Genomic DNA, 16588 nt, shown 5'->3' on the forward strand with positions numbered 1-16588 from the left:
GAACTCCCTTGTTCCGTGTGTTACTTGACGGCGATCGGGTTGACCGGGCTGCCGACCGCGCCGGTGATGGGGAGGGGGGCGGCGGTGAGGGAGAACTCGTACACGCCGTCCGCCGCACAGTCCTCGGCGAGTACGTCGAGGTCCCACATCTCGCCTATGAGCAGGCCCATGTTGGGGATGGCGACCTGGTGCAGCGGCTGGAAGGCGTGCTCGAACTCGTTGGGCCGCACCTCGAAGCCCCAGGTGTCGGTGGCGATGGCGGCGATCTCCGTGCCGTGCAGCCAGCCCGCCGCGGTGAAGGAGAGGCCGGGGGCCGGGCCGCCGGCGTACTCGCCCCAGCCGTCGCGGCGCACCCGGGCGAGCTGCCCGGTGCGCACCAGCACGATGTCACCGCGGCCGACGCTCACGCCCTGGGCCTCGGCCGTGGCGGACAGGTGCTCACCGGTGATCGCGAAGCCGTCGGGCAGCTCGCCGTTCTCACCGATCGTGCGGCCGACGTCCAGGAGAACGCCGCGTCCCGCGACGTGCGGTGCCATGTGCTCGATACCGGTGACGAGGTCGCCTTCGGAGGTGACGACCTTCTCCGCCGGGCGCCCGTTCCAGGCCTTGCCGTGGTCGAAGATGTGCCCGAGCCCGTCCCATTGCGTGGAGCACTGAAGGGGCATCGCTATGACGTCGTCGGCGCCGCCGAGTCCGTGCGGGAAGCCCTGCCCGGTGACGACCGCGTCGGTGCCGGTGTCCAGCATGGTGTGCACGGGGTTGGTGCGCCGGCGCCAGCCCTTCTGCGGGCCGTTCATGTCGAAGCTCTGGGAGAGGGAGAAGCTGACGCCCCGGCGGACGAGCGCGGCGGCCTCGCGGCGCTTGGCCGCGTCGAGGAAGTTGAGGGTGCCGAGCACGTCGTCCTCGCCCCAACGCCCCCAGTTGGAATATGCCTTGGCGGCCTCGGCGATCGACTTCTCGGGGTCGGTGCGGTCGAGGGTCACAAGGCCCCCTCCGCGACACAGCGGGTGCGCTGGACGCCGAGGCCGGTGACCGAACCCTCCATGACGTCACCATCGCGCAGCAGCCGGCCCCAGTGCATCCCGTTGCCGGCCGGGCTGCCGGTCAGCACGAGGTCGCCGGGGAGGAGGTGTGCGGTCCGGGAGACGTACGACACCACGCGCGCGACGCCGAAGATCATGTCCTTGGTGGACTCGTCCTGCATGGTCTCGCCGTTCAGCTTCAGCGTCACCTGCAGGTCGTCCGGGTCGGCGATCGACGCGGCCGGCACGATCCAGGGGCCGAGCGGGGTGAAGCCGGGCGCGTTCTTGCTGCGCAGCCAGTCCGTTCCGATCTGCGGCATGTCCCGGCGGAAGACCGTGGTGCGATCGGTGAGATCGTTGGCGATCGTGTATCCGGCGACGTGGTCGAGCGCCTCCTCGACGGAGACCTGGTAGGCGGGACGGCCGATGACCGCTGCCAACTCCAGTTCCCAGTCGGGCTTCTCGGCCCACGCCGGGAGGACCACATCGTCGTACGGCCCGGTGATCGCGCTCGGAAGGCCGATGAACACGTACGGCAGGTCCTCGGCAGCCCGGCGGTCCATGATCTCCGCCGCCTCCGCACGCCGCTCCTCCTCGGGCCGGTCGTCGCCGGGAGCCCGGTGCGCGACGTGCAGGTCGATCACGTGCTGCCGGTAGTTGGCCCCCGACTGAAAGACCTGGCGCGGTTCGACGGGAGCGTGCACCCGGAAGTCCGCCAGCGGCTTCCGCCCCGGCCCGCCGTCCTCGGCCAGCGCCCGCAGCCGGGGGAGGGCCGCCTCCCAGGTTCCCAGGAGACCGCGGATGGTCAGCCGGTCGTCACCGAGAGCGGCTCGGAGGTCGGTCACCTGGGCGTCCGGGGTGACGAGAGCGGGGAACGCGGGCCTGTCCGGGGCCGAGAGCGTGGTGAGTGCGAACGGTCCGGCGAAGAGTGCGGACGCGGCGTCTTCAGGTTTCACGAACATGTCCTCCTGATTGCGATGTGACTAATCTGGACCCGCAACCCGAGATCATGGAAATAGATTGTGTGGATGCGTGTCATCCATGGTGTTTATTTGCCCTGGTCGGCGCCGTATCGCAAGGGGAAAGCCCGTGAATCTGTCCCGTCTGGACCTCAACCTCGTCGTGGCGCTGCGTTCTCTGTTGGAGGAGCGCAACGTCACGCGTGCCGGGCAGCGTGTCGGGCTCAGTCAGCCCGCCATGAGCGCGGCCCTGGCCCGGCTGCGGCGGCACTTCGACGACGACCTGCTCGCCCGGGTGGGCGGCCACTACGAACTCACCGCCCTCGGGCAGGTCCTCCTCGACCGCACCTCGACCGCGTACGACGTACTGGAGCGCCTGTTCGCCAGCCAGGCCGACTTCGACCCGGCCAGTGAGAGTCGCGAGTTCAAGCTGCTCGCATCCGACTACGCGGTCGCCGTGTTCGGCACCGAACTCGCCCGGGTCATGCACGAGGAGGCCCCCGGCATCCGGCTGCGCTTCACCCAGCCCCCGACCACCGTGATCGACGACACGGCCACGCTGCTGAGCACCACCGACGGCCTGCTCATGCCGCACGGCGTCGTCAGCGACTTCCCCGCCACCGACCTCTACCAGGACAGCTGGGTCTTCCTCGTCGCGGACGACCATCCGAGTGTGGAGGGCCGGCTCACCCGCCAGGACCTGGCCCGGCTGCCGTGGGTCACCTACCAGCGCACCTACGACGCCCCCGCCGTGCGCCAGCTCGGCATGCTCGGCATCGAACCCCGCGTGGAGGTCTCCGTCGACAGCTTCCAGCTGCTGCCGCTGCTGGTGGCCGGCACCCGGCGCATCGCCCTGGTCCAGGCCCGACTCGCCCGCCTGCTGGCCCCGCTCGCCGCCGTGCGGGTACTGGATCCGCCCTACGAAGCGGTGCCGCTGCAGGAGGCGATGTGGTGGCACCCCGTGCACACCCACGACGCCGCACACATCTGGTTGCGTGAGACGGCCGCCCGGGTCGGCAGGCGGATGGCCGACGCGAACGAGAAGCCGGGGCCGTCCTGACGGGTCACCGCGGCACTGGACCGAAGCGACGGCATCCACGGAATGGATCCGCGGCATCCGACCTTCGGATCACGGCGGGACTGGGCAGGCCATCAAGGGCACCGCATGGTCGTGTCACATCACTGTCTCCTCGCTCGCCGGACGCCGGCCCCCTCCCGCACCATGCTCCAGAGCGGTCCTGCCCCTCGAGGTCACCGCACCGGCGCTGTCAAGGTGGAGCGGCGTACGACCAGTTCCGGCTGCAGCACGACGTGGGCATGCTCGTGACCGGCGTCATGCGCCGTGTCCCCGATGAGAAGGCGGCCGGCCTGTCGTCCCATGGCGACGGCCGGCCGCCGCACCGTGGTCAGCGGCACGACGGCGGACGCGGCGAACTCGAGGTCGTCGTAGCCGACCATCGCGACGTCGTCCGGCACCCTCAACCCGGCCTCGTACAGGGCTTGCATCACTCCCAGAGCGAGCAGGTCGTCGGCGCAGAACACGGCGGTCGGCCGGACCGGCAGGCCGAGGATGCGGTGCCCGGCGTCGTTGCCCGCGCTCACCGTCGGGGCCGAGCACGCCAGCTCGTACAGGGAGGCCGAGGGGAGTCCGGACCGGTTGACGGCTCTGCGTGCGCCTGTACGCCTGTCCCGGATCGGGGCGAGCCGGTCGGGGCCGCCGACGTAGACGACATCGCGGTGCCCTCGCTCGAGCAGGTGGCGGACCGCCGCATATCCCCCCGCGACGTCGTCGATCCCCACGGAGCACGCGGCGGGTTCGGGCGTGTACTGGTCGGCCACGACGAAGGGCAGTGCGTGTCGTCGGAGCGCGGCCACGGTTCGCTCCACTCCGTCGCCGGAGGTCAGCACGGCCCCGCGGACTCGGTGGGAGGTGAGCAGCGCGAGGTGCCGGTCCTCCTCCGCGGGGTCGCTTGCGCCGGTGCACACCATGACGCCGAGGTCTGCCTCGCGGGCGGCCTGCCCGATACCGGTAGTCAGCGCCGTGAACGAGGGGCCGGCCGGGTCGAGGCCCAGGAGGGCGATGACGCGGGAGGCCAGACCGTGCAACTGGCGGGCCCCTTCGGTTCGTACGTAGCCGATCGAGTCGATCACGTCGAGGACACGCCGACGCGTCGACTCGGCGACGATCCCAGGGCGGTTGAGCACGTTCGAGACGGTGCCGAGCGACACGCCGGCCTCGCGTGCGACGTCCTTGATGCCCACTCTGAGGCGCGCTGCGGCGCCCCGAACCGTGTGTGCATCCAGCCCGCGTTCCCGTGCCGGGATGATCAAGGGCGTCCCTCCGGCCATCGTTCAACGGCTCCCTGGTGCTGCGGTGCTGCCGCGTTGCACGAGGCGTGGGGTCATCGTCGTCTGCATGGCCCGGTCCCGCCGGCCTTCGACCCGCTCGATGAGCATGCGGGCGGCGGTGGAGCCCATGGTGTGTCCGGCCTGGTCGACGCTGGTGAGCTGCACGGGGGCCAAGGCGGCGAGGGCTGTGTTGTTGTAGCCCACGAGCGAGAGGTCCTCGGGGATACGCAGGCCGAGTTCGTACGCCGCGCGGTAGATGCCCAGAGCCGCGACGTCTGCACCGGTCATGACAGCGGTCGGCCGGTGTTCCGCCGTCAGCAGGGTCATTCCCGCCTTGAATCCGCCGTCGTCGGAGTAAGCGGCGTGCAGCACGCGTGCGTGCTCGGAGAGTCCGTGCCGTTCCATGGCTTCGAGATAGCCGGCGGTCAGCACGATCTCTGGGGTGCGCTTCCACCGGTTGGCCCTGGTGCCGGGGGCCGAGACCAGGGTGATGTCGCGGTGGCCGAGCGAGACCAGGCGGTCCACGACCAGTCCGGCCCCGACATCGTCCGCGTCGACCACCGAGTCGTGGGTGTCGGAGCTGTCGTGATGACCGAGGACCACGGTCGGCGTCACCGCGGCCGTGGCCAGCACCTCGTCGCGGGAGGTCCCCGGGGCGATGAGGATCAGGCCGTCCATCTGACGGTCGACCATGGAGCGAATGGTCCTGGCCTGTTCCTCCGGCGAGAATCCAGCCGCGCCGATCAGTACGGTGTACTCGCTGTCGCGGAGTTCGTCCTGGATGCCGTCGAGGATGTCGGCGAAGAAGGCGTTGCGCACGTTGTCCAGCAGCACACCGATCGTGTAGGTCCGGCCGCGCATGCCGCGTGCCGCCGCGTGCGGCCGGTAGCCGAGTTCGGCGATGGCCGCCCTGACCTTCTCCCGCATGGCAGGGCTCACGCCGTAGGCGTTGCGCATCACCTTGGAGACCGCGGCGGTGGATACGCCGGCATGGCGGGCGACGTCGGTGATGGTTACACGTTTGTTCTGCCTGGGTGTCGCAGCCCGGTCCATCGTCAGCGCTCCGGATCTGTAGTCGTGAGTGTAACGGTCTACACCGAGGACCCCGTGTGTCGTCAAGTGTTCCGCCTGAAGGCGTCAGAGTTACTTCTCTGTGTCTTGACGGGACCGTGGGGGAGGTGCAGGGTGTTGCCCAATCTTAGTAGAGAACGTTTTACACGTCTCCTCGCGGCAGGGTCCGTCCGTTGCCCTTCGTGCCGCTCCCGGCCCTCGCTTCCTCTCCATACTTCTCGGGAGTCTTCCGTGTCCCCTCGTATGTCCCGTGCCCACCGTGCACGCCTGAGCCTGTTCACCGCCGCGACCGCCTCCCTGGCGCTCCTGGCCACTGCCTGCGGCGGCACAGGCTCCGGTTCCTCGTCCGCGCCGAAGGACTTCAGCTACCTCAGCGTCACGGAGAACACTGCGGTCAAGACGGCACTGACCACCTTGTCCGAAGGTGCGTGCAAGGCGGAGAACAAGGCGCTGCCGCTGAAGACCGAGACGGTTCCGCAGGCGAGCCTCGACCAGAAGCTCCAGCTCCTGGCCGGGCAGGACGCGCTGCCGGTGCAGTTCGCCGCGGGCAACGCCCCGGCGCTCACGAACCAGCTCGAAGGGTCCGGAAAGATCGCCGACCTGGAGAAGGAGCTGAAGCGACTCGGCGTCCTGGACCAGATCGAGCCCGCCGCCGTCTCGACGGTCAAGGCGCTGTACGACGGCAAGCTCGCGGTACTCCCGTACGAGTACAACATCGAGGGCATCTTCTACAACAAGAAGCTGTTCAGTGAGAACGGCCTCTCCGAGCCCGCAACATGGGACGCCCTGGTCGACGCCTCCGCCGAGCTCGAGAGCAAGGGCGTGCAGCCGTTCTCCGCGTCCGGGCAGCAGGGCTGGCCCCTCACCCGCCTCATCAGCGGGTACCTCTACCGCAGCCTCGGTCCCGACGCGCTCGAGAAGGTCGCCGACGGCAAGGCCGCGCTGACCGACCCCGAGTACGTCAAGGCCGCCGAGGAAGTCGCCGCACTCGGCAAGAAGGGCTACTTCGGCAAGGGACTCGGTTCCATCGACTACGACACGGCGATCAACCAGTTCCTCAGCGGCAAGGCCGCCATGTTCTACATGGGCAGCTGGGCGCTGACCAACATCTCCGACGCCGAGCAGAACAAGGTCGGCGCCGAGAACATCGGGTTCATGCCCTTCCCCGCGGTGGCCGGAGGCAAGGGCGCGATCGGCCAGTACCCCTCCAACGTCGGTCTGGGCATCACTCTCGCGCGGAAGTCCTTCGACGACAAGACGGGTGACTGGACCGCCTGCATCGCGAAGAACTACGGCGCGACCGTGCTGAAGGACCAGGGCGCCATTTCCGGATTCAAGGTCAACGACGACGTCCAGGACGCCAACGAGGTCACCACGCAGGTCAGGGACACCATCGGCGCGTCCGAGCAGAACGTGCTGTGGTTCGAGGCCCTGTTCGGCACCAAGGCCACCACGATCAGCCAGACCAACGCCGCCTCCCTGGTCAGCGGCAGCATGGCCCCGCAGAAGTTCATGCAGACCGTGCAGGACGCCCTGACCGCCCAGTGACCGGCCGGGGGCGGCCCACCGGCCTTCTCGCACGCCCCGCACGCCCCCGTGTGCGCCGCCCCCGGTCCCGTACGGCAGGTCTCTTTCACGGAAACGAAGTGGACACCATTCATGCACCGCGTCCTAGGTGACCGCAGGGCCATCCTGATCCTGCTCGGTCCCGCTCTCCTCGTCTACTCCCTGATCATGCTGGTCCCGATGGTGTGGTCACTGGGCTACTCCTTCACCACGGGCAACACCATCGACGGCTTCACCGGTAACGGGCTGGACAACTTCCAGCGCCTGTTCACCGACGAAGCCGTCCGGGACGCCCTCTGGTTCACCCTCGAGTACGCCCTGGTCGTGACCGCCGGTCAGGTCATCGCGGGTTACCTGCTCGCCCTGCTGTACGTCTTCTTCCTCAAGCGCGCGTCGGCCCTCATACGGACGCTCGTCTTCTTCCCCGTGGTGCTCCCCACCGTCGCCGTCGGCCTGCTCTTCCAGAAGTTCTTCCAAGTCGCTCCGCAGACCGGCCCGGTCAACTCCCTGCTCAACGCGGTCGGCGTCGACTCGATCGACTTCTTCGGCAGCGCCGGCAGCGCTTTCTGGGTGCTGATCGTCATGGACATCTGGCGTTCCATGGGCTTCTACGCCGTCCTGCTCTTCGCCGGGCTGGTCGACATCCCCGACGAGGTCCTCGAATCGGCCCGCCTGGACGGAGCGACAGGACTCAGACTGGTCCGCCACATCGTGCTGCCCCTGTCCCTTCCCGTGCTGCTGTCGTCGTTGATCTTCAGCGTCAACGGAACGCTGAAGGCCTTCGACTCCATCATCGCGCTGACCAACGGTGGGCCCGGCAACGGTACGACCCCGCTGACCCTGTACATGTTCCAGACGTCGTTCACCTACAGCGACTACGGCTACGGCAGCACCATCGCGCTGCTGCTGACCGTGGTGTGCCTGATGGTGAGCCTGGTCGTCTACCGCGTCTCGCGGCGCGACCTCACGGAGGGCTGAGCCATGGCCATCGACACACCTGCGAAGACCTCTGTGAGCCGCCCGGGCCGGGGAGCAACCGGCGGCGCCGCTCGCCGAGGGAGTCGCACGGGCAGCCGGCTGTGGGTGAAGGTCGTCGTCGCGCTCCTGCTGGTCGCCGAGCTGTACCCGTTGATCTGGATGTTCCTGACCTCACTCAAGTCGAACGACGACTACCTGAACAACTCCACCTGGAGCCTGCCCACGACGTGGGAGTGGGGCAACTACTCCGAGGCGTGGACCACGGGCAACATCGGGCTGTACATCCAGAACAGTCTGCTCGCCGTCATCCCGGCACTGGCCCTGATCCTGCTCCTCGGCACAGCTGCCGGCTTCGCCCTGCAGGTCATGGTGTGGAAGGGCCGCAGCCTCACCTTGCTGATCTTCCTCGCGGGCATGATGGTGCCCCCGCAGATGATCCTTCTGCCCCTGTTCACCGTCTACTTCCAGACCGGCCTGTCGGGCACGCTGTGGCCGCTGATCCTCACCTACACGGGCACGGGTCTTCCGCTGACCGTCTTCATGATGGCCACCTACTACCGAGCCGTCCCCCGCGAGCTGTTCGAAGCCGCCACCATCGACGGGGCCGGAATCCTGCGCGCCTTCTGGACCATCAGCGTTCCCATGGTCCGCAACGCCCTGCTCACCGTCGGTCTGGTCCAGTTCTTCTTCATCTGGAACGACCTGCTCATCGCGCTGACCTTCACGAACAACCAGGACCTGCGCACCATCCAGGTCGGTCTGCTCAACTTCACCGGTGACTTCGGTGCCACCCAGTACGGCCCTCTGTTCGCGGCCATCTGCATCAACGTCTTCGGCACTCTCCTGATCTATCTCTTCCTGAACCAGAAGGTCATGAAGGGCCTCACTTCGGGAGCGGTCAAGGGCTGACCCCCGCCCACCACCGCGTTCACTCCCGCACGTGCAAGAAAGGTCCCCTGTGCTTTCCCCTCAGCCCTCCCCGGTATCCGTCGAGCACCTTCCGGACGGTCTCGGCGTCGGAGCCGCCGCCCCCCGCCTCACCTGGACACTCCCAGCAGGCACCGGTCGACAGCGGGCATACGAACTGGAAGTCGACCGCTCAGGTACCGTCCGTCGCACAGGACGTGTCGAGGACCAGGGCCACGTACTGGCGCCCTGGCCGGGCGAGCCGCTCGCCTCCCGTGAACGCGCGACCGTCCGGGTCCGTGTCTGGACCCCGGATGCCGAGGACCCGTCGGCGTGGAGCGAACCCCGGGCCGTCGAAGCCGGCCTCCTGGACCCCGCCGACTGGCAGGCGGTCCCCGTGGGCGCCGGATGGGACGAGGACCCGGAGGCCGAGCGCCGCCCGGCCCGGGTCCGTCAGGACTTCGAGCTCGACCGGCCCCTGGCCCACGCCCGTCTGTACGTCTCGGCGCACGGTTTGTACGAGGCGGAGATCAACGGCCGCCGAGTCGGCGACGAGACGCTTGCCCCGGGCTGGACGGTGTACCCCGAGCGCCTGCGCTACCGCACCCACGACGTCACCGCACACCTCATCGAGGGCGCCAACACCATCGGGGCGTGGCTCGGTGACGGCTGGTACCGCGGCAAGTACGGCTTCGACGGTGGCACCCGCAACATCTACGGCACCGACCAGGCCCTCATCGCGCAACTGGAGGTGACATACCGCGACGGCACCACACTCGTCGTCGCCACGGACGCCACCTGGAGCGCGGCCCCGGGCCCCATCCTGACCAGCGGTCTCTACGAAGGTGAGACGTTCGACGCCCGGCTGCACGACCCGGACTGGTGCACACCGTCGCGCACCGCATCCGAAGAATGGACACCCGTACGCACCGGCCGTCGCGACCCCGGAACCCTCGTCGCACCGATGGGGCCACCGGTGCGCTGCACCGAGGAGATCGCTGCGGTCTCCGTCACCCGCACCGAGGACGGGCGGCACATCCTCGACTTCGGGCAGAACCTGGTGGGCCGCCTCAGCGTCACGGCCGACGGACCGGCCGGCACCGTCATCACCCTCCGCCACGCCGAGGTCCTCCAGGACGGCGATCTGGCCACCCGCCCCCTGCGCGAGGCGTACGCCACCGACACCCTGGTCCTGTCCGGGCGGGGCCCGCTCACCTGGGAACCCCGCTTCACGCTGCACGGCTTCCGGTACGCGGAAGTCACGGGCTGGCCCGGCGAACTGAAGCCGGACCGGGTGACCGCCCGCGTCCACCACACGGACATGCGCCGCACCGGCTGGTTCGAGTGCAGCGACGAACTGGTCAACCGCCTGCACGAGAACGTCGTCTGGAGCATGCGCGGCAACTTCGTCGACATCCCCACCGACTGCCCGCAGCGCGACGAACGCCTCGGCTGGACCGGCGACATCCAAGTCTTCGCCCCCACCGCCAGCTACCTCTACGACTGCGCGGGCATGCTCGACTCCTGGCTCACCGACGTCGGCCTCGAACAGCTCCCCGACGGCACCGTCCCCTGGTACGTGCCCGTCATCCCGGGTGAGCCGATGTGGACGCCGATCCAGCCCGGTGCCGCGTGGGGAGACGTCGCCACGCTCACCCCCTGGACCCTGTACCAGCGCTTCGGCGACATCGGCGTCCTCCGCCGCCACCACCCCATGGCCAAGAAGTGGGTCGACCTCATGGAACGCCTCGCAGGACCGAGCCGCGTGTGGGACACCGGCTTCCAGCTGGGTGACTGGCTCGACCCCGCCGCTCCACCCCAGGACCCCGCGGCCGGCCGCACCGACCGGTATCTCGTCGCCACTGCCTACTTCGCCCACTCCGCCCGCCACCTCGCGCTCTCCGCAGCCGAGTTGGGAGACGCCGCGGAGGCCGAGCGGTACACCGCCCTGGCCGACGAGGTGAGGGAAGCCTTCCGCCGCCGGTACGTGCTGCCGTCCGGCCGCATGACCAGCGACAGCCCCACCGCCTACGCCCTGGGCATCGCCTTCGGCCTGCTCGCCCCCCAGCAGAAGCAGAGCGCGGGGGACCGGCTCGCCGAGCTCGTCCTCGCGGACGAGGCCCGGATCGCCACCGGCTTCGTCGGGACGCCACTCATCTGTGACGCACTCACCGACACCGGCCACCTGGACGTCGCCTACCGACTCCTCCTGCAGACCGAGTGCCCCTCATGGCTCTACACCGTGACCCAGGGCGCCACGACCATATGGGAACGCTGGGACAGCCTGCGGCCCGACGGCAGCCTCAATCCCGGCGGGATGACCTCTTTCAACCACTACGCCCTGGGGGCCGTCGCCGACTGGCTGCACCGCGTCGTCGGCGGCATCACCGCCACGGCCCCCGGCTACCGGGACATCACCTTCCGTCCACGGCCCGGCGGTGGAATCACCTGGGCCCGCACCCGCCACGAAACGCCTTACGGGAGCGCATCCTTGTCATGGGAAGTGACCGCCACCGGTATGACGGCCCGCTGCACAGTTCCCGAAGGCTGCCGGGCCGTTGTCGAGCTGCCTGCCTGCGAGCCGATCACTCTGCACCCGGGTGAACACGTCATCGACACTGCACAGATCGTCGGCGCCGCTGTTTGAAAGAAGTGAGTCTCACCCCGGACGGCCGGGCGCAGGTACTTCCTGCGCCCGGCCGTCCGGGGTTGGAGGGCCGTTCTCCGCGTGCGTTTTGCATTTCCCTCGTGGATGGGCGGGATCCAGCAGAATGATGATGAGGTGACTTTTTTGCATTCGATTGAAAATTTCAATCCAATTGATTGTTCACCCTGGTCGGCGGCTTCTTCGAAGAGGTGGTGCCGGAGGGTTGACCTGCGCATGAACAGGCAATAGTTTTCCGCATGTTGGGGAAACGTTGCGCGTGTCGGCGTCGATGTGAGCCGCGGATCGCTGTCGTGGGATGCGGCAGAGTTATCTCGATCCATCGATTAATAAGGTGCATTTCACATGTGCATCACGCGCCGATAAAGGTGTCCCCCGTCAGCTGGGGCCGGCCAGGAACCTGACCTCTTGGCCGGCCCCATTCCCCCGTGGCGGCGTGTTGGACAGTCGCCGATATATCCGGAGAGCCGCTGTGAACAGAAGAAGATTTGTCTCTGCCGCCACTTTCACCGCGTTGGCCCTGAGTACGGCCCCGGTCGTCAGCGACCAGGCAGTGGCCGCGTCCGGCGCCGTCCCACAGGACCGGGCCGACGCCCTGCTGGCCACGATGTCGGCGACGGAGAAAGAAGCCCTCGTACGCTGCGACTTCGCGGCCGTAGCCCACCTGGGTATCCCCGCCCTGACGATGGTCGACGCGTCCGCCGGCCTCCGGGGCGAGAAGGGGGTGACGGCCTTCCCTGTCCCTGTCGCTCAGGCGGCCACCTTCGACGTGCATCTGGTGGGCCGCATAGGCCAGGCCATCGGAGCGGAAGGCAGGGGCAAGGGGTACAACAACGTGCTCGGCCCCACCGTCGACCTGACGCGGACGTGGCACTTCGGACGTCAGTCCGAGGCAATGGGGGAGGACCCGCTGCTCGCCGGGTACCTCGGAGCGGCCGTCACGGTCGGCATGCAGAGCCAGAAGGTGGCGGCCACCGTCAAGCACTTCGCCGCGTACACCCAGGAGACCAACCGCTTCTTCACCGACACCGAGGTCGCCGACCGAGCGCTGCACGAGATCTACGAGGCGCCCTTCCGCCGTGTGGTGACTGCCGCGCCGGCCACGTCGGTGATGATGGCCTACCCGAAGATCAACGGTACCTTCGCGACCCAGAACCCTGCTCTGTTCGACCACCTGAAGAAGGGCCTCGGACTCCAGGGCTACACCGTGCCGGACTTCTGGGCCGGCGACGACCAGGTCGCAGCCGCCCGGGCAGGAATGGACCTCGCCGGACTCGGCCCCGGCGCGGTGAGGATCCCCGCGGGCGGACTCACGGCAGGCGCGATACCGGGCGCGCGGCTGGACGACGCCGCGCGCCGCATCCTCGTCACGATGTTCGCGAACGGCCTCTTCGACAGCCCCGTCCCGGCTCCCGCCGGCAACGTCAGCACACAGGAACACCAGGACCTCGCCCACGAGGCCGCGATCGCCTCCACGGTCCTGCTCGCCAACCGCTCCTCGGCCCTGCCGCTGCCCGCCTCGGTGAAGTCGCTGGCCGTCATCGGCCCGGCCGACACCGACGTGTTCACCGGTGTCGCTGGATCCACCTACGTCGATCCCGGCACCTGGACCACCCCTCTGCAGGCCATCCGCACCCGGGCCGGAAGCTCCGTCAGGGTCACCCACTCACAGGGCACGAAGGGAGACCTGCCTCTGGCCGCGGTGCCGTCGACCGTCCTGCGCGACAGCTCGGGCAAGCCCGGCCTGACCGCCGTGTACTTCGCGGGCGCCGACGCCACCGGCACCCCAGTCGTGACCAGGAACGACGCCACCGTGGACTTCACCACCGCGCCCGCGGCGGATCTGCCCGCCGTCTGGTCGGCGAAGTGGACCGGCACCCTCGTGCCGACCACCACCGGCCTGCACCGCTTCTCCCTGCTGTCCGCCGGTACGACCACACTGAAGATCAACGGCGTCACGGTCGTCTCCGGAACCCGGCAGATGCGCCGCTTCTTCCTCGGACCGTTCGACTACCCGCTCCAGGGCACCGCCCAGCTGACCGCGGGCCGCGCGGTCAGCCTCGAACTGACCTACACCAACGCCACGGCCGAGGCCGGGACCTGCGGACTGACCCTGGGCTGGCAGCCCGAATCCCTCATCCCCGCCGCCGTCACGGCGGCAGGCGCGGCCGACGCCGCCGTCGTCTTCGTCAACCGGGTCGCCGGCGAGGCCATGGACCACGAGCGACTCGACCTGCCCGGGGATCAGAACCAGCTCATCACCGCTGTGGCCGCCGCGAACCCGCGCACGATCGTCGTCCTCAACACCGACGGCCCCGTCGCCACCCCCTGGCTCAACGACGTGGGAGCGGTGATCCAGACATGGTACGGAGGCCGCGGCATGGGCACCGCCCTCGCCGCAGTCCTGTTCGGCGACAGCGATCCCTCCGGCCGTCTCCCCGTCACCTTCCCCACCGGCGCGAACCAGGGACCGGGCGCCACCCTCGCGACCTACCCCGGTACGAACGGCGCCGTGTCCTACGACGAGGGCATCGCCGTCGGCTACCGCTACTACGACACCAAGGGACAGCAGCCCCGCTTCCCCTTCGGCCACGGCCTGTCCTACACCTCCTTCGCCCACGGCTCCCTCGAAGCGACCTACGACCAGGCAGCCAAGAGCGTCACCCTCTCCGTCGACGTCACCAACACGGGCCGACGCACAGGCACCGAAGTGGTCCAGATCTACGTCACTCTGCCCGGTGCGGCAGCGGCGGAGCCACGTCGCCTGGTCGCCTTCCGCAAGGTCACACTGAACGCGGCGGGTTCACAGCGGCTGACCATCGCGATCCCGACACAGGACCTGACCGTGTGGAAGTCGGGTGGTTGGGTCCTCGCGCCGGGCTCGTACACCATCGCCACCGCACATTCGTCCCGCGACCTGACAGCACAGCGAAGCCTGACCCTCCGCTGACCGTGGGCGGTGCCTCATCCAGGGTCGCTCCCTGCCGAGCCGGGCAGGGAGCGGCCGTCGTCCTCTGCTACGGGACCAGGCCAAGTACGCTTCCCGCAGCCAGAGTCGACACGAACCGCCGGACCGTTGGCAGGTCGCCCGTGAACTCTCCCACAGCCTGGACGGCATGGGAGGTGCCCCCACCACCAGACCCCGCTCCCTGATCCGAACGAGAGACCCCGAGGGGCAGCGTGAACAGCCCTCACCAGGAGTCGGTCCTGTCCCGGACGGCACGCATCTTCGAAGCCTTCAGCCAGGAGGAGCCGGCGCTGTCCGTGTCGGAGATCGCGCGGCGTGCACGGCTGCACGTGGCGACCACGTCCCGGCTCGTCGGAGAACTGGTGGCGCACGGCTTCCTGAGCCGCGACGACGATCGCAAGGTGCGGATCGGGGTCCGGCTCTGGGAACTCGTGACCAGGGCCGCACCGACGTCGTCCCTGCGCGATGCCGCCATGCCGTTCATGGAGGGCGTGCACGACATGGTGGGCCACCATGTGCAGCTCGGCGTTCTCGACAGTGACGACGTGCTCTTCCTCGAACGCCTCTCAGCGCCGAGCGCGGTGGTCAACTACTCCCGTATCGCCGGTCGGCTGCCCCTGAACGTCTCGTCCAGCGGCCTCGTGCTCCTGGGACACGGTCGCGCCGACCTCAAGGAGCGCGTCCTGTCCGGTCGGCTCACCGCCTGCACCCCCGCGACCCCGGCCACCCCGGCCCGGCTGCGGGCGATCATGGCCGAGGTACGCCGCCAGGGGTATGCCTTCTGCCCCGGTTACGTGCACACCGAGGCCCTCGGGATAGCCGCCCCGGTGCGCGACGCCGGTGGTGCCGTGGTGGCGGCACTGTCGGTCATCGTCCCCAACGACAGGGACGCCACGACGCTCATTCCCGTCGTGCGGATGGCGGCCCGGGGCCTGTCCCGCGCCCTGGGCGCGCGCGGCGGCGGGCACGAGGGTTGTGCCGCGTCAGAGGTGTGACATCCGCTCCACATCCGTCTCTCACTGAATGAGAAAGCGGCAGCGACGTGACGCCGATCACGAGCATCCTTCCTTCACTTCACAGAGGGAGGCGACAACGTGGTCGCACGGAATCTGCTCGCCGGGGCGCGCACACCCCATTCCACCCTGACGTTGAGGGTGCAGGCCAAGGAACTCGTCGCCGAGGGCGTCGTACGGCTGATCCTGTCCCACCCGGCCGGATCGCGGCTGCCGGACTGGACGCCCGGTGCGCACATCAACCTGGTCCTGCCCAACGGGGCGACCCGGCAGTACTCGCTGTGCGGGGACCGCTGGGATCCCTACACCTACCGCGTCGCCGTCCTTCGTGAACCCGCCGGACGCGGAGGATCGACGTACGTGCACGACTCCCTCGCGCCGGGCGAACTGGTCGGCATCGGGGGCACGCACAACTACTTCCCGCTCGTACCGGCCGACAGGTACGTCTTCATCGCGGGGGGCATCGGGATCACACCGCTGATACCGATGATGCACCAGGCGGAACTCATGAACATCGAATGGGAATTGCTGTACGGCGGTCGCACCCGCGCTTCGATGGCGTTCTGGCAGGACCTGCGGAACGCCTACGGCGGTCGCGTACACATCAGCCCTCAGGACGAGTGCGGCCTTCTGGACCTGCCCGGATGCCTGGCCGGTGCACCGACGACCGGGACCAAGGTGTACGCCTGTGGGCCGGCGCCGCTCCTGAACGCGCTGCGGGAGGCATGCGCCGGCAGGCCGGCCCACAGCCTGCGCACGGAACGTTTCGTCGCCGCCGGCCAGGCGGAGCCCGTGCGCCGGACGCCCTTCGACGTGGAACTGGGCCGGTCCGGCCGGACGGTGACGGTGACGCCTGATGTCTCTGTGCTGCACGCTGTGCGCCGGGCCGGAGCCGAGGTGCTGTCCTCCTGCGAGCAGGGCACCTGCGGAACCTGTCTCGTCCCGGTGTCGGAAGGGACGCCGGACCACCGGGACGCCGTTCTGAGCGAAGACGAACGGGCAGCCGGCGACTGCATGCTGCCGTGCGTGTCCCGGTCCCGCTCGGCCCGCCTGGTACTCGATCTCTGAGCCGCACCTCCGAACCCCCACCG

The 16588-nt window shown here is 69.0% G+C and carries 12 protein-coding genes; 8 read left to right on the forward strand and 4 right to left on the reverse strand.

Translation table 11 applies throughout. The features are described from left to right. Positions 1–20: 20 nt before the first annotated feature. Positions 21–983 carry a cyclase family protein gene (locus tag ACFYSH_RS30265; protein ID WP_359478514.1) on the reverse strand — a complete coding sequence of 321 codons (963 nt, stop codon included), beginning with the start codon at positions 981–983 and terminating at the stop codon, positions 21–23. After that, positions 980–1984: a fumarylacetoacetate hydrolase family protein gene (locus ACFYSH_RS30270; RefSeq protein WP_388756570.1), complete on the reverse strand. Its 1005-nt coding sequence runs from the start codon at positions 1982–1984 to the stop codon at positions 980–982. Before ACFYSH_RS30270 ends, ACFYSH_RS30265 begins: the two co-directional genes overlap by 4 nt. Before the next feature lie 127 nt (positions 1985–2111). Between ACFYSH_RS30270 and ACFYSH_RS30275 the strand changes: the two genes are divergently transcribed. Next, positions 2112–3041, forward strand: coding sequence for a LysR family transcriptional regulator (locus ACFYSH_RS30275; RefSeq protein ID WP_388756572.1), 930 nt, complete (start codon positions 2112–2114; stop codon positions 3039–3041). A gap of 191 nt (positions 3042–3232) precedes the next feature. Here the strand turns inward: ACFYSH_RS30275 and ACFYSH_RS30280 are convergent, their stop codons facing one another. After that, the gene (locus tag ACFYSH_RS30280) at positions 3233–4330 is read right to left on the reverse strand and encodes a LacI family DNA-binding transcriptional regulator (protein WP_388756574.1); all 1098 of its coding nucleotides are present in this window, start codon (positions 4328–4330) and stop codon (positions 3233–3235) included. Positions 4331–4333: 3 nt separating this feature from the next. Continuing rightward, positions 4334–5383 carry a LacI family DNA-binding transcriptional regulator gene (locus ACFYSH_RS30285; RefSeq protein WP_359478502.1) on the reverse strand — a complete coding sequence of 350 codons (1050 nt, stop codon included), beginning with the start codon at positions 5381–5383 and terminating at the stop codon, positions 4334–4336. 249 nt (positions 5384–5632) lie between these two features. Between ACFYSH_RS30285 and ACFYSH_RS30290 the strand changes: the two genes are divergently transcribed. From ACFYSH_RS30290 to ACFYSH_RS30320, 7 genes are all read left to right on the forward strand, one after another. Continuing rightward, positions 5633–6949 carry an extracellular solute-binding protein gene (locus tag ACFYSH_RS30290; protein WP_359478499.1) on the forward strand — a complete coding sequence of 439 codons (1317 nt, stop codon included), beginning with the start codon at positions 5633–5635 and terminating at the stop codon, positions 6947–6949. Between the two features lie 111 nt (positions 6950–7060). Next, positions 7061–7945, forward strand: a complete 885-nt coding sequence (locus ACFYSH_RS30295) for a sugar ABC transporter permease (protein ID WP_359478496.1) — start codon at positions 7061–7063, stop codon at positions 7943–7945. A 3-nt stretch (positions 7946–7948) separates the two neighbouring features. Further along, the gene (locus ACFYSH_RS30300; protein WP_388756578.1) at positions 7949–8854 is read left to right on the forward strand and encodes a carbohydrate ABC transporter permease; all 906 of its coding nucleotides are present in this window, start codon (positions 7949–7951) and stop codon (positions 8852–8854) included. Between the two features lie 49 nt (positions 8855–8903). After that, positions 8904–11498: a family 78 glycoside hydrolase catalytic domain gene (locus ACFYSH_RS30305; protein ID WP_359478490.1), complete on the forward strand. Its 2595-nt coding sequence runs from the start codon at positions 8904–8906 to the stop codon at positions 11496–11498. Positions 11499–12030: 532 nt separating this feature from the next. Beyond that, entirely contained in the window at positions 12031–14466 is a 2436-nt protein-coding gene (locus ACFYSH_RS30310; protein WP_388756580.1) for a glycoside hydrolase family 3 C-terminal domain-containing protein, read from the forward strand. 230 nt (positions 14467–14696) lie between these two features. Then, positions 14697–15479, forward strand: coding sequence for an IclR family transcriptional regulator (locus ACFYSH_RS30315; RefSeq protein WP_388756583.1), 783 nt, complete (start codon positions 14697–14699; stop codon positions 15477–15479). 99 nt (positions 15480–15578) lie between these two features. Beyond that, the gene (locus ACFYSH_RS30320) at positions 15579–16565 is read left to right on the forward strand and encodes a PDR/VanB family oxidoreductase (RefSeq protein ID WP_359475896.1); all 987 of its coding nucleotides are present in this window, start codon (positions 15579–15581) and stop codon (positions 16563–16565) included. Positions 16566–16588: the final 23 nt, after the last annotated feature.

It is taken from the genome of Streptomyces sp. NPDC005791 (assembly GCF_042871485.1).
Classification (GTDB): Bacteria; Actinomycetota; Actinomycetes; order Streptomycetales; family Streptomycetaceae; genus Streptomyces.

What these genes read in the sequence shown, in the direction of transcription:
- ACFYSH_RS30270 (WP_388756570.1), bottom strand. Translation starts at nt 1,984, where the DNA reads ATGTTCGTGAAACCTGAAGACGCCGCGTCCGCACTCTTCGCCGGACCG.
- ACFYSH_RS30280 (WP_388756574.1), bottom strand. Translation starts at nt 4,330, where the DNA reads ATGGCCGGAGGGACGCCCTTGATCATCCCGGCACGGGAACGCGGGCTG.
- ACFYSH_RS30285 (WP_359478502.1), bottom strand. Translation starts at nt 5,383, where the DNA reads ATGGACCGGGCTGCGACACCCAGGCAGAACAAACGTGTAACCATCACC.
- ACFYSH_RS30295 (WP_359478496.1), top strand. Translation starts at nt 7,061, where the DNA reads ATGCACCGCGTCCTAGGTGACCGCAGGGCCATCCTGATCCTGCTCGGT.
- ACFYSH_RS30300 (WP_388756578.1), top strand. Translation starts at nt 7,949, where the DNA reads ATGGCCATCGACACACCTGCGAAGACCTCTGTGAGCCGCCCGGGCCGG.